Here is a 22539-nt window from a genome sequence, read left to right on the forward strand (position 1 = left end):
TCTATACATCAATATAAAATTCCTTTTTTATAGCATGAATGTATAATCTCTATTTTTTTTTAATATGTTTATATTGAGATCTTTTTTTTAGGGGGGCTGTTATGCCTGAATCAGCTAAATTATACAATATAAATTTATTATCAGAAGAAAACGTAAAAAAATTTGTTCTCCCATATTATAACTTAGAAAATGCTCAGATTACTGCAATAAAATTTAAAAATACAGACAAACAAAGAGCTGTTTATAGAGTAGAATATGATAATAAACACTATTGTTTAAAAAAGGTTTATTTTGGTAAAGGTGAATTATTATTTATATATTCAGCTATAGAATGGTTATATAGAAACAATATTAAAGTTCCAAGAATACTACCTAATAAATATAAAGGTAGATTTGTTAACTATGAGAATATGTTATTTATTCTAACACCTTGGATTGATGGAGAAAAATGTGATTATGACTCATATATTCATATTACCAAAACTTGTACTACCTTAGCCTTAATGCATAATAAGTGTAATAACTTTACACCAATTGAAGGAAGTACAGATAGAAAAGGTTGCAATAACTTATATACATCAATAAACAAACATTTTGAACAATTATTAATAAACTCTAATTTAGCATTTAAATATGGAGACCATTTTTCAAAGATATACTTAAAAAGTTTTGATAAAGGTATTAATCTTGCAAAAGAATCCAGTGAAGCTCTAAGTAAAGTTAATCAAAATAATTTAAGTATATCTCTTTGTCATATGGATTATGTTAACAAAAATCTTATTTTTGACAACAATTGTAATATTTGGATTATAGACTTTGATAAATGTAGAATAGACTATACAGTTCATGATTTATCTTATTATTTTAGACGACTATTAAAAAGAGAGAATACCAATTGGAACATTGATATTGCCTTAATGTGTCTAGATGCCTATGAACAAATACGTCCTCTAAATATAGATGAATATAATTATTTACTAGGATATTTAGCTTTTCCTCAAAGATATTGGAAAATTTCTAGAGATTACTATAGAAACATAAAAAAATGTAATAAAAAAGCCTTTAGAGAAATACTACTTAAGTCTTGCACTAACTTTGATTCACAAATAAAATTTGTAGATATTTTTAAAAAACATATTGGAAATAAATTTAGTCATTCCTCTAAAAAAGTCACTGATATATGAATCAGTGACTTTTACTTTTTTATTTTCTTGGATTTTTAAGTTGAGACTGGGCTGCAGCAAGTCTTGCAAGTGGAACTCTAAATGGTGAACATGAAACATAGTTAAGTCCTGTATTATGGAAAAATTCAACTGAAGCTGGATCTCCACCATGCTCTCCACAAATTCCAATTTTAATATCTTCCCTTGTTTTTCTTCCTAAAGTAGAAGCCATTTCAACAAGCTTACCTACTCCATTTTGATCTAATTTTTGGAATGGATCAAATTCATATATATTTTTTTCATAATAGTCATTTAAGAATTTACCAGAATCATCTCTTGAGAAACCAAAAGTCATCTGAGTTAAATCATTAGTTCCAAATGAGAAGAACTCTGCTTCTTTAGCTATTTCATCTGCAGTTAAACATGCTCTTGGAATTTCAATCATTGTACCTACTTTATATTGTAAGTCTACACCTTCATTTTCAATTATCTCATTTGCAGTTTTAACTACAATATCTTTAACATATTTTAATTCTTTTATTTCTCCAACTAATGGAATCATTATCTCTGGAACTATATTATACGCCATTTCTTCCTTAACTTTAATTGCAGCTTCAATTACTGCTCTTGTTTGCATTTCTGCAATTTCAGGATATGAAACTGTTAAACGGCATCCTCTATGTCCCATCATCGGATTAAATTCATGTAAACTTTCAACTGTAGCTTTTAAGTCTTCATACCTTAAGCTCATTTCTTCTGCAAGCGCTCTAACATCAGCCTCTTCATTTGGTAGGAATTCATGTAGTGGTGGATCTAAAAATCTTATTGTTACAGGTCTATCTTGCATAGCCTTATAAATTCCTACAAAATCTTCTCTTTGCATTGGAAGTAATTTTTCTAATGCTTTCCTTCTTTGTTCTTCACTTTCAGAAACTATCATTTCTCTAACCACAGGTATTCTATCTTCATCAAAGAACATATGTTCAGTTCTGCAAAGTCCTATACCTTCTGCACCAAAACCAACAGCCTGCTCAGCATCTCTTGGAGTATCTGCATTAGTTCTTACTTTTAATGCTCTTACTTCATCAGCCCACGCCATAAAAGTTCCAAAATATCCAGTTATTTCTGGAGCTACTGTCTTTATAGCACCTCCGTATACATTTCCTGTACTTCCATCAAGAGATATGTAATCTCCCTCTTTATACATCTTTCCATCAACTGAAAAACTCTTTTCTTCTTCATTTACTTTTAGAGATCCGCATCCTGCTACACAGCATGTTCCCATACCTCTAGCTACAACTGCAGCATGTGATGTCATTCCTCCTCTTACTGTAAGTATTCCTTCAGCAGCAACCATACCTTCAATATCTTCAGGTGAAGTTTCAAGTCTTACTAAAATTACTTTTTCACCTTTTTCATGATGGGCTTTTGCATCTTGAGCAGTAAAGTAAATTTTACCACATGCAGCTCCTGGTGATGCTGGTAACCCTTTAGCTATAGCAGAAGATTTCTTTAATTCTTCTGGATCAAAAGCTGGGTGAAGTAAAGAGTCTAGTTGTTTAGGTTCAACTTTTAATAAAGCTTCTTCCTTTGTTAATACGCCTTCCTCAACCAAACTTACTGCAATTTTTAAAGCAGCAGGGGCTGTTCTTTTTCCATTTCTAGTTTGTAAAAAGTATAATTTACCTTGCTCTATTGTAAACTCCATGTCCTGCATATCTTTATAATGACTTTCTAAGTTTTGAGCTATCTCCATAAATTGCTTATAACACTCTGGAAGATCTTGTTCTAATTTTGAAATTGGTTGTGGTGTTCTAATACCAGCAACAACGTCTTCCCCCTGAGCATTAATTAAATACTCACCAAAGATTTTCTTTTCTCCTGTTGCAGGATCTCTAGTAAACGCAACTCCAGTTCCAGAATTGTCACCCATATTACCGAATACCATAGATTGAACATTTACAGCTGTTCCCCAACTTGAAGGTATATCATTTAATCTTCTATACACTATAGCTCTAGGATTATTCCATGAACTAAAGACAGCCTTTACAGCTTCCATAAGCTGTTGTCTAGGATCTTGTGGAAATTCAGTTCCCATTTCTTTTAAATAAAGTTTTTTAAATTTAATAACTATTTCTTTTAAATCCTCAGCAGTCAAATCTGTGTCGTATTCAATACCTTTTGATTCTTTTACACTATCTAAGATATTTTCAAAATTTCTTTTTTCAATACCTATTGCAACATCTGAAAACATTTGAATAAATCTTCTATAAGAGTCATAAGCAAATCTTTCATTGCCTGTAAGAGCTGCAAGGCCTTGTACTGACTCATCATTTAGTCCTAAGTTTAGTATAGTATCCATCATTCCAGGCATAGAAACTCTTGCACCTGATCTTACTGAAACAAGAAGAGGATTGTTCTTATCTCCAAATTTCTTACCTGTTATTTCTTCTGTTTTTTTCAAAGCTTCTGTTATTTGCTGAATTATTGTATCAGCTATAACTTCGCCATCATCATAGTATTTAGTGCAAGCTTCCGTTGTTATTGTAAATCCTTGTGGAACGGGAATTCCAAGATTAGTCATTTCAGCTAAATTAGCTCCTTTTCCACCTAAAAGATTTCTCATGGTTGCATTGCCTTCACTAAAAAGGTAAACATACTTTTGTTCCATACTAAACATCCCCTTTGCAAATTTGTCATTTTTTATAGTACGAGTTTCCTCGTTATAAGCGTATTAATCATTTTCATTCATTTTGACAAAAAGACGTGTTATATTTGTTTTAGAAAGTTTACCTATAACTTTTATCTTATCCTCATTTTCTTTTGGAATTTTTTCTACAACTGGTAGACTATCAACTTCACGTTCAATAATCTTTTTTGCTGCTACATAAACTGAATCTTCTGCATCTACATATATAATATTAGGCATTCTTGTCATAATTATACCTACTGGAACTTTATTAATATCAGTTCCCCCTATAGCTGTTTTTAAAAAGTCCTTCCTGGACACAGCACCAACTAGGCAGCCTTTATTTTCAACAAAAATTGTTCCTACATCATTTAAAAATAAATTTACTATAGCATTATATACAGTTGTTTGCTCATCTACGGTAACAGGTTTTGACATTACATCTTTAACCTTAATTTTCCTTAAATAATCGTAAACTAAACTAGAAGCTGGCTTTTTAGAATAAATGTATCCAACTTTAGGTCTGGCTTCTAATATTTCCGTCATAGTAAGTATAGCTAAATCCGGCCTTAATGCTGCCCTTGTAACTCCAACTTTACTTGCTAATTGCTCACTAGTTATTGGTCCATGGTGTTTTACCAATTCAATAATTTCTTTTTGTCTAGATGATAGATTAATTGTTTCCAACCTCCCTCGTGCTAACACTAGTACATTATAACATGTATCCTTTGGAAACAGTATAGCACTTTTATTTATTTGTTACTCATTATTTAAAATTATTCTGGTATATGTTATGCTTTTCTCTTCTTTTCTCTAGTTTGTTATACTTTTTCTGTATTTGAGCTACTATATTTAACTTTTTCTATGTATTTTATGTATTAAATGTAGAATGCCTATATTTTAAAAATAAAAACGACAGTATTATCTGTCGTCATTATTCTTTTCTTTCTTCTCATCAATCTCTTCGAAAGTTACAGTATATTGATATACATTTTCTTCTTCATGAGCCTCACTTTTATTGTCAATTTTTTCTTTTATATCAGTTGCAAAATCATCAACTTTTTCTTTTACATCTTGCGCTTTGTTTTTTATAATTTTATTTACTACTTCCACAGTACCATCACTTTTAACTATTTCAACAGTAATCTTTGTGAAAACTGCTGTTAATACACCTATAACTGCAAGAGATGGAATTGCAAGAGCAACTATTCCTGCTGCAACTCCAGCATTAACTGGTATATCTGCAACTATTTTTTCATCTTTTTTAATTACTATTCTATTAACATTGCCTTTTTTTACAGTATCTTTAAGCCATTTTGCAAATTCTTCTTTAGTAGTATATAAATCTTCTTTAATATTATGTTGATTTCTTTCAATATAAATTAAAGCGTCAACAACATTCCCCTCACAAGCTTCTAACGCTTCTTTTGCTTCAGTATAAGTTACACCTGTTCTCTCTCTTACTATATCAATTTTTTCTAAAGATATATCATTCATTTTATTCACTCCCTTTTAAACAATTAAAAATCTCCAAGCTCTTGGGCTTTTTTGCATAATTTTGAGAAATAAATATGTTTAGCACTTTATATATTTCTTCTTTAAACTCTGTTGATACTGCAATTCTATTTATATTCTCTACAGGTGTTTTATTTAAAAATCTTAATATATTATAAGCAGGATAACTTATAATAGTACCATTATTTCTCTCACACTCATTGCAAATTCCTCCATGATATTGAAAGCTTATATAATTAGAAGTTGCTATTTTCTTACCACATACGCTGCATCTTTCAAAATTAAACCTATATCCTGTAACATCTAAAAGCTTCATTTCAAACATTCTTGCTAAAACTTCCACATCAACAGCTTTACTTTTCAAAAGATAAAAGGTTTTTACAAAATCTTTAAAAAGCTCTCTATTACTTTCTTCATCCTGCAGTGCAATTAGTATTAGTTCACAAAAATAGGAACCATAAGTTATTGAGTCTATATCTTTCAGTATGCTTTGGAAAGAGTCTATTATTTCCACTTCATTTATCGTATATAGACTTTTTCCCCTGTAAAGTATATATTCACCAAAGCAAAAGGATTGAGTCGATGATAAAAATTTACTTTTTCCTTTTTTTGCACCTCTAGCTAATGCACAAACTTTACCTAATTTTTCACTAAAGAGCCATACAAGTTTATCATTCTCTTTATAGTCTTGAGTTTTCAATACCAATGCTCTAGTTTTAAATATCGACAGAACACCATCCCCTATTCTGAACAATTAACTTTTAAAGTTATCAGATGACAATTATTCTATCTATATATATTATAACCTATTTCCCCAAAGAAATAACAGATTTTTTTGTAAATTTTTTCTAAAAAATATTTTTTGTGTATTCTTAATACAATTTATATAGGGAAATAACTTATTATGTATATATTAAAATCGCCTACTACTTTTTAGTTAACTTTTATTTATCCTTGTATCCAAGCTCCTTAAGCATAAACTTACTATCTCGCCACTCTTTTTTCACCTTAACCCACACTTTAAGATTAACTTTATGCTCTAAAAATTTCTCCATATCTTGTCTTGCATAAGTAGAAATTCGTTTCAACATTTGTCCGCCTTTGCCTATGATTATACCTTTATGAGAATCTTTTTCACAAAGAAGGTTTGCATTAATATGATACGTTCCTCTATCATTTTTCTTCATAGATAGTATTTCTACAGCAATACCATGAGGAACTTCTTCCGATAACAGCTTTAAAGCTTTTTCTCTTATAATTTCTGAGATTACAAATCTCTCCTGTTGATCAGTAATCATATCATCTGGATAATATTTAGGTCCCTCTGGTATATATTTAACCATTAACTCTTGTAAAGTATCTATATTCTTATCTTTCTTAGCAGAAATAGGTATTATTTCTGCAAAATCTATATAAGAAGAATATTTCTGCAAAGTATTTGCAACCACATCTGGAGAATTCTCATCAATTTTATTAATTACTAAAAAAACAGGCTTTTTACTATTTTTTAGTCCCTCAAGTATCATTTCATCGCCTTTACCAATTTCTTCTTGAGGTGTAGTCATGAAAATTATTAAATCAACTTCTTTAGCCGAATCCTCAGCAACTTTAACCATGTATTCTCCTAATTTATGTCTAGGCTTATGAATACCAGGAGTATCAACGAATACAAGCTGATATTCATCCTTAGTTAAAATCGCACGTATATTATTCCTTGTAGTTTGAGGCCTACATGATACAATAGATAATTTTTCACCTACTATTTTATTAGTAAGAGTAGATTTTCCTACATTAGGTCTTCCTATAATTGTTATAAATCCTGATTTAAACATAAAACCTCCTTATTTCTCTAAATCGTTTTTTGTAAATGCTCCGGGAAGTATTTCATCTAATTTTTTTATTAAATAATCATTCTCATTCTTCACAAGTATTATATCTGTATCTTTATCACTAAATTCACTAATAACCTGTCTGCATATACCACAAGGATATGTATGAGTAGATACATCTCCTACCAATGCTATAGCTTTAAGCTTTCTATTTCCTTTAGAAACTGCATTAAAGATAGCTGTTCTCTCTGCACAGTTAGTAGCACCGTAAGAGGCATTTTCAATATTGCATCCTCCATAAATTTTATTATCATCCATAAGTACTGCTGCACCTACTTTAAAATTTGAATAAGGTGCATATGCTTTTTCTCTGAATTCTAATGATTTTTTCACTAATTCTGTATAATCCATAACTTTTCCTCCATAGGATTTATTTTCTCTATAATTAGTAGTATATAAATTATACCACGTCTTATTAACATTTCAAATTTTTTATCCAAAAACCCTAAAAATTAGTAAAGTTAATAAAATACCAAAAGCACCTCCAGCAATTACTTCAAAAATCGAATGTACTTCTGAATCCACCCTACTTTGTGCAACTAGCAAAGCCATAAGATAACTTAAAACAATAACTACTGGTGCTTCTGTAAGCAATGCTATTGTTGTTGCAATAGAAAATGCTATAGCGCTATGTCCGCTAGGCATTCCTCCTTTAAGAGGTGTTCCTTCACCAAAAATCGCTTTTACAATAACAGTAACTAAAGATACAATAACTAGACTAAAGAAAACCATATATGGACTTGAATTCTTAATTTTGCTTATCACAACCAGGGTAAAAGGTGTTACTCTATCCCAAAATATTATATATCCGACTAATACCGCATTTATGGCAGAAACCAAAACAGCACCTGCTGCAACATTTTTAGCAATTTTAGCTAATGGATGATAATAATTGGTAGTGGCATCTATTGTACATTCTATAGCTGTATTGATCATTTCACATACTAAAACCATAGTTATAGTTATAGTTATAGTAAGTAACTCTATTTTACTCAAATCATAAAAAAAACATGCACTTAATACAAATAAAGCAGCAATCATATGTATTCTCATATTTCTTTGAGTTCTTACAGTATATATCATTCCCTCAATAGCATAATTAAAACTATCTACAAGTTTTTTTACCTTTTTAATAGAAATTCCCCCTTTATATAAAATATTGACATGCAACTTTTATAATGCTGCATGCCATTTATATTTTAATTTCTAGTAATATTAAAATTTTCTAAAATTTCTTCTTCTCTTTTTCGCATTCTTATCTTATCCTCGTCTATCATATGATCATAACCTAATAAATGGAGTACGGAATGAACAGTAAGATAGCACACTTCTCTCATAAAAGAATGTCCATACTCTTCACTTTGTTCCTTAGCTCTCTCTAATGATAACACAATGTCTCCCAGTATAAGCTGGCCTTCATGTAAATCTGCATCATGAAAGTTATTATGTTCATACACTTCTTTATAGACTTGCCCTTCGGAGTAATCTAACATAGGAAAGGATAAAACATCTGTAACTCTCTCAATATTTCTTTGTTCTTTATTTAGTTCTCTTATATTTTCATTATCTATAAAAATTACACTTACTTCAGTAGAGATATGTACCTCTTCTTCCTTCAAAGCATAATTAATTATTTCTTCCACTTTTTCTACAAGTTTATTTGTAACTTCAATTTTATCTTGTCTATTATCTATATATATCATTCATCATTCTCCTTTTGTTTTTTTATAGCAATATTCTCAGTAGGATATTCTATTCTCTGATGATATATTCCAGATAAAGCTTTAAGGAAAGCCTTTCTTATTTTATCCAAATCTTTAAGGGTTAAGTCACAATTATCTAGCTGACCTTCATTAAGCCTAGCTTTTATTATATTATTTACCATTTCTTCTATTTTTCCCTTTGTCGGTTCACTTATAGATCTTACAGCAGCTTCAATACTATCTGCTAACATTAGAATAGCTATTTCTTTACTCTCTGGAATAGGACCTAAATATCTAAAATCCTCTTCTTTTACTTCTTCTGGTTTTTCACTTGTATTTTTTGCTGTAATATAAAAATACTTAACAAGAGATGTTCCATGATGTTGTTCTATAGCATCTTGAATAACTTTAGGAAGTTTATGTTCCTTTGCAATCTCTAATCCATCCTTCACATGAGATGTAATTATTAATGTACTTAAATTAGGGTTTATCTTATCATGAGGATTATCTTTTCCGATTTGATTTTCCTTAAAGAACATAGGTCTTTTTATTTTTCCTATATCATGATAATAAGCAGAAACTCTAGCAAGTACTGGATTCCCTCCAACTTGTTCTGCAGCAACTTCAGCTAAGTTAGCTACAAGTACACTATGATGATATGTACCTGGTGCCTCCAATAGAAGCATTTTTTGTACAGGATGATTGGGGTTTGACAATTCTAAAAGCTTAATAGTTGTAACAATATCAAAAGTACTTTCAAAAAAAGGTAGAAAACCAATAGTTAATACTGCTGCTAAAACACTTGCCACAAATGAAAATCCTGTTTTCTTCATAACTTCAAAGACATTATTACTTAATAGAAAACCAACTGTAAAAGTTAAAACTACATTCATGCTTCCAATGAATAATGAAGAATACAAAATATCATTTCTCTGCTGTAGTTTTTTCAGAGCAATTGCACCTAATATACTATTCAATATAGCCAATAAAGTTATTTCAATATTAAATTGAACAACAGCACTTATAAGAATACAATTGATTATATTTAAATTCAATGATATTTTATGATTTATTAAAAGTGTAAACAACATAGGTACACATGCAAGAGGTATTAAAAATGGAGATACTACATTTAGTGTTCTTGCAAATAAAACTGATAAGCATGTGAGTATACTTATTAAAATCAACTTACTTGTATCTTTATAAATTTCTCTATAATATTTATAAAGATAAAACCATTGTATAAAAAGTATGAAAAGCACTAATACAATTATTGCTATATAAATGTATTTGTTATCTTCATTGTCCAATAATCCTAAATCTTTAAGAATTATTAAATCTCTAGCTGTTACAGGTTCACCCTCTTTAATTACAGTTTGACCTTTTTTAATCATAATTGGCTGTACTGTTTTTCTTGCTTCTGCTTTTAATTGATTGGTCTTTTCTTCATCATAGAAAAAATTAGGTTTAACCTCTGAATATCCAATACTTTTTCCCAGTTCTCTTAAAGTTTTAGGAAGCTTTGCTGCATTAAATTTTACATCTATAGTATCTTGGGCTTTCTTTATATCTTCTTCACTATCTTCCCTTATATCATAATCAAGTACTTTTTCCATAATATCTACTACATTTTTTTTAAGAAGTGCCAGTTGCTCTTTATTTAAAGAAACAAGGGTTCTTGTATCTTCTTCTGATAAATTCATATGAAATTGCTTTTTCAAAGCATCTATCTTAGCATTTTCATCTAACTCACTTTCCAGTAACTTAGCAACTTGAAAGAATAAATTATTTATCTCCTCTAGAGCTTGTTTTTTTATTTCTAAATTTTTGTTATATTGTTCTCCTACGGATTCTTCAGCCTGTATTTCCTTTTCTCTAGTTTTTAATACATCTTTAACTTCTCTGGCTGCCTTAATGTCAAACTTAGCAATTTCACCTTCACTCAAATCATATTTTTTAGTTACCAAAGATGTTATTAATATACCTACAATAAAAACAAAAGTAAGTAAAAAAGTTATTATCTTTTTAGCATTACTACTATCTATTGCCTCTCTAAATTTACCCATTTTCTCATCACGTCCCTTAGTTTTTATTCTAGCTTATCTTAAGTGGGATTAGATTCTTCATTATCCATTTCTCTTTTCTGAGCTTGAGCTATATTTTCTTCTACTACTAATACAATTCTCACTCTATATTTTTCTCCTACTGGTTCAACATCAAGTATCTTATCTACTATTTTAACAGATTTATCTAATTTTACAATTATATCTGAAGAAAGTTCTTCAGCAGTATCTTGTATTACACTATTTTTATCTAATATTTTAGTCTTTTCTTCTACCTCATAGTAAATCTCCTGCTTAATTAATGATTTATCTACTACTATTTTATCATAATTTTTGAAATTATTTTTTGCTTTTTTTAGACAAATATTTTTTCCTAATACATTCAAATATATACTTTTTTGTTGTCTTCCAGTTCTTTTTCTTTCAACTTTTTTAGTAGAAATCTCCTTTATTCTTTCATAAAAAGTTTTAGCAATAACATTAGCCTCTGCATGAACAGTATATACATTCTCCTCTTTTCCTTGTTCTCCTTTTACAAGTATATCACCTTTTTTTACTATATCACCTTTTTTTACTATAGCAGTTCCAGCTGTTGTATAAACTCTAACAACTTCTCCATCTTTTTTTGCTATTATATCACAAGGGCCATCATCATTTTTAAATTTAGGTGGTTCTTGTCTTTCTGCAATATTTATATTTAATCTAGAGCCTTCAACTCTAGCTCTAGCCCACATTATATCTTCATTTTCTTTTACAATTTTTTCTTCTAATTCGTATACATTAATTTTTCTTTTATTAATGCCCGCAGTAATCCCTAAATCTTTTAATTGATTTCTAAGTTCAAAAGGTGTAATATTTTTTTCTGTAGTTATATCTATTGACCATATAAAAGTAGATAAAAAATAAATTATTCCAGCAAATATAATTATACCACCTATTAAAGTTTTTCTCTTTCTAGTTTTAATCATAAAAAAAGATATCCCTTTTCTATCAACAATTTTTATCTTTGTACTTGTTTTTTTAGAAATATCTTTTATCTTCTCATAGTCCTTTAAATTAACATCCATAGATATAGTAGTAATATTTATCTTCTTAATATTTTTTACATAAACATTATTTTTCCATAATAAATTTATAAATTTCTCAGGCGTAATCGATTGAACTTCTATTCTTATAATTCCTTTTTTATACTTAGCAAAATTAAATTTACTCATAGACCAATCCCCTCATATATTACCCCTTTAAATTTCCCTCCTAGGATTATAGTACTTCCCCCAATAAATAGTATTTCAAGTCCCTCTCCTTTTATTGATATCACGCCCACATTTGAATTTATTTTTATTTCCTTTTCTTCAAATATTATTATTCCTTTATGATTTTCAATTATTATTTCGTTATTTCCAGTTATCGTTATTTTAGGTATATTTAAAACCACATCTCTTGGCAAATCAAGCTTTTGTGCTACATTTTCCTTGGTCATATCAAATTTTTCTTTCAATTTATATCTCCTAATAATTGCTTTCATACTAATTTATGAATTTTAACTTTAATAAATTACTACATTTAATGAAAATAAAAAGAACCAGTTTTTAACTGGTTCTTAAGTTAAGTCTTAAAAGACTGTAATTTTAGTTTAAAGTTTTTAACTATTCAGCTTATATGCCATCTACATGTATATCACTTAGTTAAGATACAATATCAAACATAAAGCCTATTATATTTTTATACTATCTGCCCCGTTTTCATCAACCTACTGACGAACTATTTCAGCAATTTCATCTTCGGTCAACTGCTTAGGAAGGTACTCTAATAAAATCTCTATTTATAACTAAGTTTGCAAAGCAACCTTCTCTTAAGAGACATACTTGAGGTACCTTCTTACTTACAATTTATTTGATAATTTATTCTATCTAACTTTTGTCTTTCTTCTTCTTGCAGCTTCTGATTTTTTCTTTCTTTTAACGCTTGGCTTTTCGTAATGTTCTCTTTTTCTTACTTCAGATAAAACACCTGCTTTAGCGCAAGATCTTTTAAATCTTTTTAAAGCACTCTCTAAAGTTTCATTTTCTCTAATTTTAACTTCTGACACCGATTATCCCTCCCTCCCTAGCAGTATTCAAACCTAAGTTGTTTGCAGTTGCTGAGGGCAAAATAGCACATTGGTAATTATACAACATTATTTTACAAGCTGTCAACTGTTTTCACAGCATTGGCCAAATTTCTCTTAAAATTAGCCCGGTGGCCAAGAAAGATTTCTTCCACCTATAATGTGAAAATGGATATGAGGAACTTCTTGTCCTCCATCTTCTCCACAATTCATAACAATTCTATATCCACTTTCAGATATATTTAATTTTTTAGCAATCTCTTTGCTTACAGAGAAAATATGTGATATTATCTTTGAATCCTCATCACTTACTTCATTCAAGCTTTTAATATGATTTTTAGGTATTACGAGAACATGAACCGGTGCTGCCGGGTTAATATCCTCAAAGCCTAATACCATATCATCCTCATAAACCTTTTTAGATGGTATATCGCCTTTTACTATTTTGCAGAATATGCACTCTTCCATGCTTCTCACCTCCTTACCTGTACTATGTAGTATTCAACATAACCATATAAAATTCCTTCTAAAAATAATATTTTTTATAACTTTATTTAATTATACCAAGTATATGTTCAGCTTTGACTTCTTTTAACGATGTATTTATAATTTTTTCTGTTATATCTTCATTGGAATTTGATATAACTTTTATATAATTAGGAGTATACCCTTCATAGCTCTCCTCATATTTATCTGTTTTTTGCTCATATAAAACGTGCATTTCTCTTCCAATAAATTCACTCATAAATTCTTTCTCATTTTCTTCATTGAGCTTTATAAGCTTTTTACTTCTACTTTCTTTTATAGTACCATTTACCTGCTCTTTCATTTTAGAAGCTTTGGTCCCTGTTCTAGGACTATACTTGAATATATGCATTTTAGAAAGCTTTATTTCTTTTAAGAATTCATAGGTTCTATTAAATTCCTCTTCCGTTTCTCCTGGGAATCCAACAATTATGTCTGTAGTTATAGAAACATCCTTAATCTTATCTCTAAGACTGTCTACTATATTTTTATATTGTTCTATAGTATATCTTCTATTCATTCTTTTTAGTGTTTCATTACATCCACTTTGAAGTGAAAGATGGAAATGAGGACATAACTTATTTAATTTGCTCATCTCTTTTATAATATGTTCATTAAAAAATTCTGGTCCAATAGATCCTATTCTAACTCTTTCTATTCCTTCAATTTTATCTATTTCTTGTAGAATTTTAACAAGGCTGTAATCCTCTTCTAAATCAACTCCATAAGAAGATATATCAATACCAGATAAAATTACTTCTTTAAACCCATGATCTGCAAGCTCTTTAACTTCATTTATGACTCTATCTGGTTTCTTACTGCAAACCGCACCTCTTGCAAAAGGAATTAAACAATAAGAACAAAAATTATTACATCCATCTTGAATTTTCAAAAAAGCTCTTGTTTTATCTTGATACTCTTCTATTCTTAAATCCTCAAAAATCTTATTTTTAAGGACATCATTAACTGCAACTATTTGTTTTTTTTCTTCTCTAGCTCTATTTACCCAGTATACTATTTCTCCCTTGTTACGCGTTCCTAATATAACATCTACATCGGATATTTCCGAAACCTTCTCAGGAGCAATTTGAGTATAACATCCCACAGCTGCAATTGTAGAATTATCATTTAATCTTCTAGCTCTAGATATCATTTGACGAGACTTTTTATCACTCATATTTGTAACAGTACATGTATTTATTACATATACATCAGCTATTTCACTAAAAGGTACTACTTCATATCCACTTTTTATAAATTTTTCAGCCATAGCTTCAGATTCATATTGATTCACTCTGCAGCCTAATGTGGCAAAAGCAACTTTCATTAATACTTTCCTCCTAAATCTCCTAATTCATACATAAGCAAGCTAAGACATGTAAATCCAGCTGTTTCTGTTCTAAGTATTCTCGGCCCCAAGGTAACTATATGAGCATTTATTTCCTTTAATGCTGCTATTTCTTCTTCTTCAAAGCCTCCCTCAGGTCCAATTATTATAGCAATTTTCTTTATATCTCTATCTAAATTTTTAATCATACTCTTAACACCATAATTATCTGCATTTTCATAAGGTACAACAATTAAATCCATTTCTTCTAATTGATTCATAAGTTCATTAAAATCGATAATGTCTTTTACCTCAGGTATTAAACTTCTTTTACTTTGCTTACAAGCTTCAAAAGCAATCCTGTTCCATCTTTCAATTTTTTTACTATCTCGTCTTACCTCTCCCATAGAAGATAATACTCTTGAAGTTATTACTGGAATTATATCTTTTATACCAAGTTCGGTACATTTTTGAGTAATTAAATCCATCTTACTGCCTTTTGGGAACCCCTGATAAAGATAAACATCTATAGGACTTTCGTTATTAACTTCAAGTTGTTCTAAAAGTTCTACCTCTACTTTAACTTTATTTACAGATTTTATTCTTCCTAAATATTCTTTCCCATTACAATCATTTATATTTACTTTTTCCCCCTCTTTAAGTCTTAAAACCTTATAAATATGTTTTACATCCTCACCTTCAATAAGGGCTTTATTATCAAATATTTTATTTTGGTGTACAAAAAATTTATGCATAGTTAACTCTCCTTTTTTCTATGCTCTTGCTATTATACAGCACCATTCTCCATCTATATTTGTTTTCTCAATTTCAAAACCACATTCTTCAAGTTTTTCAATAACATCTTCTTTTCTGTCTAATATTATTCCTGAAGATATAAAATATCCTCCATCCACTATAAATTTCTTAACATCCTCTGCTAATATTTTTATAACATCAGCAAGAATATTTGCAACAACAATATCAGCTTTACCTTCTACTACTTCCATTAAATCTCCATATAATATTTCTATATTATCAACATCATTATAACCCACATTTTGCTTTGCTGATTCTACAGCTACTGGATCAAGATCTACTCCAACAACTTTTTTTGCATTCAACTTTGCAGCTGTAATTGCAAGAATACCAGAACCCGTTCCTATATCAAAAACAGTAGAATCTTCTTTTATATATTCTTCAAGAGCCTTAACACATAATCTAGTAGTTTCATGTGTCCCTGTACCAAAAGCCATACCTGGATCTAGTTCAATAACTATCTCATTATTATTAGGTTTATATTCTTCCCAAATAGGCTTAACTACTGTTTTCCCTCCTACTTTTGTAGGCTTATAATACTTTTTCCAATTGTTCTCCCATTCTTCTTCATTTACTTTATTTACAGTAACTATTCCTTCACCTTTGTCTAGACCAAACTTATCTAAATTTGTGATACTTTCTTTTATGTATTTCACATATTCATCAAATTTATTATCTTGTTTATAATATGCTTTTATTATAGCTCCTTCTTTAACATTTATTATAGTTTCATCAAACCAATCAAATTGACCTGGATTTTTCTTCTTAAACTGAACATCTTCAGAATCTAAAATAGAAACTCCTTGTACTCCTGTATTATATAATATTCCAGTTACAGCTTCTGTAGCTTCACTACTAGTAATAATCTCTACCTCTAACCAATCTTTATCCATTACTTAAAAGCACTCCTTTTTATACCAAAAATTCTTTTACATCACAACATATCTCATTATAATGCAAATACCCCAAAACTGTAAACTTTAAATATTTTAATAAAACAAAAGAGCTTTGATGTACTAAATCATCTAAGCCCTTTTATTATTTTTATTTCATCATATTATTTGAGTCAATTAAATTCTCAGCTAGTTTTTCCACTTTGGGTAATCTAATTTCAACTATGCCACTTTCAATTCTTGCATCTACTAAATCTGCTTTCACAAGAGTAGGAAGAGCTACTACTCTATTAAATCTTTGACTTCCATTCATATTAGTCACAACACCAGATAATGTTAATGAATCATCTACAACACTTAGACTTACATCATCAATCCTCTCATTTCCTAGACAAGCTGAAACAACTAAATCACTTGATGTTTCTGAAAGCTCTATAGCTGGATGAATCATATGTTCAAAAGCCATTTGGTTTAGTGTCATTGAAGATGGTTGTTGTTGGTATTGTGCAGTTACCCCAAAATCTTCACTGTTAGTAACTTCACTTGTATTTATATAATTTCCTGAAGTAATTTCAGTATTGTTAAGCGCATAGGTAACAGTTGTTCCTGTCTTTGAAATATTTTTCGAAATTGGTATTAAATGAATTTCTGCTACATTATCTGTAGCATTAGGCACTTGTTCATTATTTACTATCATTATAAAATCCTCCTTAATTTTTTATGTATAATTCAAAATATATGAGGGATAAATAATAATTATCCCTCTTGTTTACCACTCTATTAGTTTTATCTAACTACAGCAGTAGTGGAAGTTACATTTTTTTCATATTTTTCTATTTTGGGTAATCTTATTTCAAGTATTCCACTCTTTAGAGTTGCATCTGCTAAATCAGCTCTTATAATTGTAGATAATGCTACTGTTCTATTGAATACTTGAATTCCAGTTAAAGCATTAGTAGATCCTGATATTGTTAATGAATCTTCAGCAACACTTAAACTTACATCATCAACATTCCTGTTTCCAACATATGCTGAAACAACTATATCACTAGATGTTTCTGAAATATCTACAGTTGGATAAACAAATGATGTAATTCCTGATGTTATTGCTGTAGGACTTGTTGATGAAACTACTGTTGGAGTTGCTGCAGTTGTTACGAATTGCTGAGGATATTGAGCTGTTGTCACAACGCTTCCTGCTGTAGGAGATGTTAGCTGATTTACATTAGCAAAAGTTCCTGATGCCATTGTATTATTATTATATGCATACGTTACTGTTTTACCTGCCCAATTAGATACAGGTAATAAACGTACTTGATTTGTTGATGCCCAATTATTAGTTACTTGCATTATATAAACCTCCTAATTTTTAAACTATTATTACAATTCATATTCTACCCTCCTTAAGATTCAATTATTCAAATTAACATACAGCATAATATTGAATATAAATCTTTAATATTCATCAAAATAAGATATAGTAATAAATATAAATTATAAAGGAAGGATTCCTAATATGAATAATTATAGAACTGATCTTATAAACCATATATCTCAACTTAGAGGTTCAAATGTCATATCGTATATTGGTGGAGATAGACAAAATATGAGCATCAGAATTGCCCCTGATATTATACCTGTATTTTACAAACACTTAGAAAAAATGGGCAAATCATCAAAAATAGATTTGTTTTTATTTACTAAAGGTGGAGATGTTCTAACTGCATTAAGATTAGTTGAATTATTGTATGAATATACTGATGATTTTTCTGTTTTAATACCTTATAAATCGTATAGCGCTGGAACTTTAATAAGTCTTGGTGCTTCAGAAATAGTTATGACAAAACTTGCTGAACTAAGTCCTATAGATCCCAATGTAACAAGTACTTTTAATCCTCTAGATTCTAATAATCCAAATGTTAGACTTCCCATTAGTGTTGAAGATGTTTATTCATTTTTTAATATAGCTACTGATGAAATGGGTCTTAAAACAGATGATTCACTTGTAAAAGTTTTTTCTCTACTTTCTGAGCATGTTCATCCTTTAGCTATTGGAAGTGTATATAGAAGTCATGCAATGATTCGTTCTATAGCAAATAAGCTTTTACTAAAACATATAAATCCTTCAGAAAAATACAAAATAAATGAAATCATAGAAAATTTAACAGAAAATCTACATTCTCATAGTTATATGATAAGTAGACAAGAAGCAAAAAATCTAATAAAGCTTCCTATAACTTATTGTGATAATGACCTTGAAAAATATATGTGGAATCTCTATAAAACTTATGAAAATGATTTACTTCTTGATAGGCCTTTTGCTCCTGAACAAATTTTAACACCTAATGGTAAATTTTCTGTATGCTGTGGAATAATAGAAAGTAATTATTATACTGATGGATATATATTTGAAGGAAATATTCCCAAAATACCTAATGTAAAAAATTCATTAGATAGTATAAATATAACTGAACAAGGTTGGAGACAATTAAGATAAGAGAGGAGTTAACCTTATGAAACATATAAATAATAAGACTAACTATAAAAAATATATTAAAATATCAAGTAAATCTGGTTGTATTTCAGCATCCTATATTTTGAATAACGAAAATGATACCGAAACCATAGCATATGAAAATTTAGAATCTAGCGGAATAGTAATACCTAAATATAAAAAATAAAAAAATGTTTCTCTCATTGAAAGAGAGAAACATTTTTTATTTAAAGCTATCTTTTATTTTATCCACAAAAGATTTTTTTTGTGAATCTTCCATTTTTTCGCCACTTGCTTCCATAAATGCTAATAAAGCTTCGTTTTGTTTTTGATTCAGAGTTTTAGGTACATCTACTATAATCTTAACGTACTCATCGCCTCTACCATGGCTATTAACCCTTGGTACACCTTTACCTTTTAATCTGAAGATAGTTCCTGGTTGTGTTCCAGCTGGAACTTTATATTTTACATCACCATCTACAGTAGCAACCTTAAGTTCTGTTCCAAGAGTTGCTTTTGCAAAGCTTATATGGTGCTCTATATATATATCAAAGCCTTTTCTATTAAATAATTTATGTGGTGAAACTCTGATATTAATGTATAAATCTCCTGATGGTCCTCCATTTTTTCCTGGTTCACCCTGCCCTCTAAGAGGTAATACATTACCTGTGTCTACTCCTGCTGGTACCTTTATCTTTATCTTTTTATTTTTTCTAACAGTACCTTTTCCATGACAATGCGAACATGGATCAGTTATAATTTTACCAGTTCCATTACATTTATCACAAGTACCAGTGCTTACAAAACTTCCAAGTGGAGTATTCCTTTGATATCTAACTTGACCTGTCCCTCCACATTGTTCACAGGTTTTAGAGTTTGTTCCTGGTTTTGCACCTGTACCATTACACGTATCACATTTTTCATTTTTTGAAACTGATATCTCTTTTTCTACTCCAAAAACAGCCTCTTCAAAAGTTAAGTTTAAAGTATATTCAAGATCCGCTCCTCTTTCAGGTCCATTTTTTCTTTTTCTAGATGAAAATCCACCACCAAAGAATGAATCAAAAATATCTTCAAATCCACCCATACCTGAGAAATCAAAACCACCAGTACCACCAAATCCACCATTGAAATCAGTAGTACCAAATTGATCATATTGTGATTTCTTTTGAGGATCTGATAATACTTGGTAAGCCTCATTTATATCCTTAAATTTATCTTCAGCTTCTTTATTGTCTGGATTTCTATCTGGATGGTATTTCATTGCAAGTTTTCTATATGCTTTTTTTACTTCATCATCACTAGCACCCTTTGATACTCCGAGAATATCATAGTAGTCTTTATTTGCCATCCCTGTTTTTTCACCACCTAATGTTTATTGTTTTAGAGAAATACAACTATATCTTCAATTACCAAAATTAAGGGAAGGGTAATTACCCATCCCTTAAATGGTACAACTATTCTATTATATACAAATTATTTATCATCTTCAACCTTGAAATCAGCATCTACTACATTATCATCACTTGCTTTTTCTGCATTTGCATCAGTTCCACCCATATTTCCCATATCTGGTCCTGCTTGTGCTCCTGCTTGTTGATACATCTTTGAAGATACAGCATGGAATGCTTCAGTTAATTCTTCAGTAGCTTTTTTAATAGCCTCTATATCTTCGCCGTCTTTTACTTTCTTTAGTTCTTCTAATTTATCTTCAATAGATTTCTTATCTTCTGGTGAAACTTTATCTCCAAGATCTTTTAATGTTTTTTCTGTTTGGTAAGCAACAGAATCAGCATTATTCTTAGTATCTATAGCTTCTTTTCTTTGTTCATCTTCTTCTGCATATTTTTCAGCTTCTTTAACAGCCTTATCTATTTCTTCATCATTTAGGTTAGTAGAAGCTGTAATCGTAATATTAGCTTCTTTGCCTGTTCCTTTATCTTTTGCTGAAACATTTAATATACCATTAGCGTCTATATCAAAAGTTACTTCAATTTGAGGTATTCCTCTTGGTGCTGGTGGTATATCAGTTAATTGGAATCTTCCAAGAGTCTTATTTCCAGCAGCCATTTTTCTTTCACCTTGAACTATGTGAATTTCAACTGAAGTTTGATTATCTGCAGCTGTTGAGAATATTTGGCTCTTTCTTGCTGGTATTGTTGTGTTTCTTTCTATTAATGGAGTAGCTACTCCTCCCATTGTTTCTATTCCAAGTGTTAATGGAGTTACATCTAGAAGTAAAATATCTTTAACTTCTCCAGTTAATACTCCTGCTTGAATTGCTGCACCCATAGCAACACATTCATCAGGATTAACACCTTTAGTTGGTTCTTGTCCTGTAAATTTCTTAACAGCTTCTTGAACTGCTGGAATTCTTGTTGAACCACCAACTAATACAACTTTATCAATTTCATTTATTGACATATCTGCATCACTTAATGCTTTTCTCATTGGTTCTATTGTAGCTTCTACTAAGTCATGAGTTAATTCATCAAATTTAGCTCTTGTTAAGTTCATATCAATGTGTTTTGGACCAGTTGCATCAGCTGTTATAAATGGTAAGTTAATATTAGTTGTTGTTGATGATGATAATTCTATTTTAGCTTTTTCTGCTGCTTCTTTTAATCTTTGAAGCGCCATCTTATCATTTCTTAAATCTATTCCATTTTCAGCTTTAAAAGTTTCAGCTATATGATCCATTACTTTTTGGTCAAAATCATCTCCACCTAAAGAAGTATTTCCGTTTGTAGCTTTAACTTCAAATACTCCGTCTCCAAGTTCTAGGATAGATACATCGAAAGTACCACCACCTAAATCATATACAAAAATCTTTTGAGTAGTATCCATTTTGTCAAGTCCATAAGCAAGTGAAGCAGCTGTTGGTTCGTTTATGATTCTTTTTACATCAAGTCCTGCTATTTTACCAGCATTTTTAGTAGCCTGTCTTTCACTATCATTAAAATATGCTGGAACTGTTATAACTGCTTCAGTTACAGTTTCACCTAAATAAGCTTCTGCATCAGCTTTTAATTTTTGAAGTACCATTGCTGATATTTCTTCTGGTGAGTATTTCTTTCCATCTATATCTACTCTATATTCAGTTCCCATATGTCTTTTTATAGAAATTATAGTTTTATCTGGATTTGTGATTGCTTGTCTTTTTGCAACTTGACCAGCAAGTCTTTCTCCATCACCTTTGAATGCTACTACTGATGGTGTAGTTCTAGCACCTTCTGCATTTGCTATAACAGTTGGATTTCCACCTTCCATAACTGATACACAAGAGTTAGTTGTTCCTAAGTCTATTCCTATAATTTTTCCCATTTTGTTTACCTCCTAAAAGTAAGTTGATTTA

The 22539-nt window shown here is 29.9% G+C and carries 23 protein-coding genes; 3 read left to right on the forward strand and 20 right to left on the reverse strand.

Features of this window, described 5'->3' with window-relative positions; translation table 11 throughout:
• Positions 1-101 precede the first annotated feature (101 nt).
• Positions 102-1184, forward strand: a complete 1083-nt coding sequence (locus OXH55_RS14320) for a CotS family spore coat protein (protein WP_268050704.1) — start codon at positions 102-104, stop codon at positions 1182-1184.
• A gap of 19 nt (positions 1185-1203) precedes the next feature.
• On the opposite strand, the gene ppdK is transcribed toward OXH55_RS14320, so the two are convergent.
• The 18 genes from ppdK to OXH55_RS14415 all read right to left on the reverse strand — a co-directional run bounded on the left by ppdK (position 1204) and on the right by OXH55_RS14415 (position 18040).
• Positions 1204-3834 (reverse strand): pyruvate, phosphate dikinase, encoded by a 2631-nt coding sequence (gene ppdK / locus OXH55_RS14325; RefSeq protein ID WP_268050705.1) that lies wholly within the window; start codon positions 3832-3834, stop codon positions 1204-1206.
• Between the two features lie 63 nt (positions 3835-3897).
• Complete coding sequence (locus tag OXH55_RS14330; protein WP_268050706.1) at positions 3898-4539, reverse strand: transcriptional regulator CcpN; 642 nt, start codon at positions 4537-4539, stop codon at positions 3898-3900.
• 234 nt (positions 4540-4773) lie between these two features.
• On the reverse strand, positions 4774-5349 hold the full coding sequence (locus tag OXH55_RS14335; protein WP_268050707.1) for a DUF4342 domain-containing protein: 576 nt from the start codon (positions 5347-5349) through the stop codon (positions 4774-4776).
• A 1-nt stretch (position 5350) separates the two neighbouring features.
• Positions 5351-6112 (reverse strand): DNA repair protein RecO, encoded by a 762-nt coding sequence (gene recO, locus OXH55_RS14340; protein WP_268050851.1) that lies wholly within the window; start codon positions 6110-6112, stop codon positions 5351-5353.
• A 199-nt stretch (positions 6113-6311) separates the two neighbouring features.
• Positions 6312-7199, reverse strand: a complete 888-nt coding sequence (era, locus tag OXH55_RS14345; protein ID WP_268050708.1) for a GTPase Era — start codon at positions 7197-7199, stop codon at positions 6312-6314.
• Between the two features lie 9 nt (positions 7200-7208).
• A complete protein-coding gene (locus OXH55_RS14350; protein WP_268050709.1) occupies positions 7209-7607 on the reverse strand; it encodes a cytidine deaminase in 399 nt (132 codons plus the stop codon).
• An 81-nt stretch (positions 7608-7688) separates the two neighbouring features.
• The gene (locus OXH55_RS14355; protein ID WP_418921846.1) at positions 7689-8339 is read right to left on the reverse strand and encodes a diacylglycerol kinase; all 651 of its coding nucleotides are present in this window, start codon (positions 8337-8339) and stop codon (positions 7689-7691) included.
• Between the two features lie 116 nt (positions 8340-8455).
• Positions 8456-8959 carry an rRNA maturation RNase YbeY gene (gene ybeY, locus OXH55_RS14360; RefSeq protein ID WP_268050712.1) on the reverse strand — a complete coding sequence of 168 codons (504 nt, stop codon included), beginning with the start codon at positions 8957-8959 and terminating at the stop codon, positions 8456-8458.
• Complete coding sequence (locus OXH55_RS14365; RefSeq protein WP_268050713.1) at positions 8956-11025, reverse strand: HD family phosphohydrolase; 2070 nt, start codon at positions 11023-11025, stop codon at positions 8956-8958. Before OXH55_RS14365 ends, ybeY begins: the two co-directional genes overlap by 4 nt.
• A gap of 38 nt (positions 11026-11063) precedes the next feature.
• Positions 11064-12236: a sporulation protein YqfD gene (yqfD, locus tag OXH55_RS14370; RefSeq protein ID WP_268050715.1), complete on the reverse strand. Its 1173-nt coding sequence runs from the start codon at positions 12234-12236 to the stop codon at positions 11064-11066.
• The gene (yqfC, locus tag OXH55_RS14375; RefSeq protein WP_418921847.1) at positions 12233-12502 is read right to left on the reverse strand and encodes a sporulation protein YqfC; all 270 of its coding nucleotides are present in this window, start codon (positions 12500-12502) and stop codon (positions 12233-12235) included. Before yqfC ends, yqfD begins: the two co-directional genes overlap by 4 nt.
• A 426-nt stretch (positions 12503-12928) precedes the next feature.
• Positions 12929-13111, reverse strand: coding sequence for a 30S ribosomal protein S21 (gene rpsU, locus OXH55_RS14385; RefSeq protein ID WP_268050717.1), 183 nt, complete (start codon positions 13109-13111; stop codon positions 12929-12931).
• Positions 13112-13252: 141 nt separating this feature from the next.
• On the reverse strand, positions 13253-13597 hold the full coding sequence (locus OXH55_RS14390) for a histidine triad nucleotide-binding protein (RefSeq protein WP_268050718.1): 345 nt from the start codon (positions 13595-13597) through the stop codon (positions 13253-13255).
• Between the two features lie 82 nt (positions 13598-13679).
• A complete protein-coding gene (mtaB, locus tag OXH55_RS14395) occupies positions 13680-14981 on the reverse strand; it encodes a tRNA (N(6)-L-threonylcarbamoyladenosine(37)-C(2))-methylthiotransferase MtaB (RefSeq protein WP_268050719.1) in 1302 nt (433 codons plus the stop codon).
• Complete coding sequence (locus OXH55_RS14400; RefSeq protein WP_268050720.1) at positions 14981-15736, reverse strand: 16S rRNA (uracil(1498)-N(3))-methyltransferase; 756 nt, start codon at positions 15734-15736, stop codon at positions 14981-14983. The genes mtaB and OXH55_RS14400 overlap by 1 nt, the downstream gene beginning before the upstream one ends.
• Before the next feature lie 18 nt (positions 15737-15754).
• Positions 15755-16690, reverse strand: a complete 936-nt coding sequence (gene prmA, locus OXH55_RS14405) for a 50S ribosomal protein L11 methyltransferase (protein WP_268050722.1) — start codon at positions 16688-16690, stop codon at positions 15755-15757.
• A 151-nt stretch (positions 16691-16841) separates the two neighbouring features.
• On the reverse strand, positions 16842-17387 hold the full coding sequence (locus OXH55_RS14410; RefSeq protein WP_268050723.1) for an Hsp20/alpha crystallin family protein: 546 nt from the start codon (positions 17385-17387) through the stop codon (positions 16842-16844).
• 89 nt (positions 17388-17476) lie between these two features.
• On the reverse strand, positions 17477-18040 hold the full coding sequence (locus tag OXH55_RS14415) for an Hsp20/alpha crystallin family protein (protein WP_268050724.1): 564 nt from the start codon (positions 18038-18040) through the stop codon (positions 17477-17479).
• A 166-nt stretch (positions 18041-18206) separates the two neighbouring features.
• Between OXH55_RS14415 and OXH55_RS14420 the strand changes: the two genes are divergently transcribed.
• Together OXH55_RS14420 and OXH55_RS14425 are read left to right on the forward strand one after the other, a co-directional pair.
• Complete coding sequence (locus OXH55_RS14420) at positions 18207-19187, forward strand: SDH family Clp fold serine proteinase (RefSeq protein WP_268050725.1); 981 nt, start codon at positions 18207-18209, stop codon at positions 19185-19187.
• Positions 19188-19203: 16 nt separating this feature from the next.
• Positions 19204-19371: a hypothetical protein gene (locus OXH55_RS14425; RefSeq protein ID WP_268050726.1), complete on the forward strand. Its 168-nt coding sequence runs from the start codon at positions 19204-19206 to the stop codon at positions 19369-19371.
• 36 nt (positions 19372-19407) lie between these two features.
• Here the strand turns inward: OXH55_RS14425 and dnaJ are convergent, their stop codons facing one another.
• Complete coding sequence (gene dnaJ / locus OXH55_RS14430) at positions 19408-20535, reverse strand: molecular chaperone DnaJ (RefSeq protein WP_268050727.1); 1128 nt, start codon at positions 20533-20535, stop codon at positions 19408-19410.
• Between the two features lie 125 nt (positions 20536-20660).
• Positions 20661-22508 carry a molecular chaperone DnaK gene (dnaK, locus tag OXH55_RS14435; protein ID WP_268050728.1) on the reverse strand — a complete coding sequence of 616 codons (1848 nt, stop codon included), beginning with the start codon at positions 22506-22508 and terminating at the stop codon, positions 20661-20663.
• Positions 22509-22539 lie beyond the last annotated feature (31 nt).

It is taken from the genome of Clostridium ganghwense (assembly GCF_026735165.1).
Classification (GTDB): domain Bacteria; phylum Bacillota; class Clostridia; order Clostridiales; family Clostridiaceae; genus Clostridium_H; species Clostridium_H ganghwense.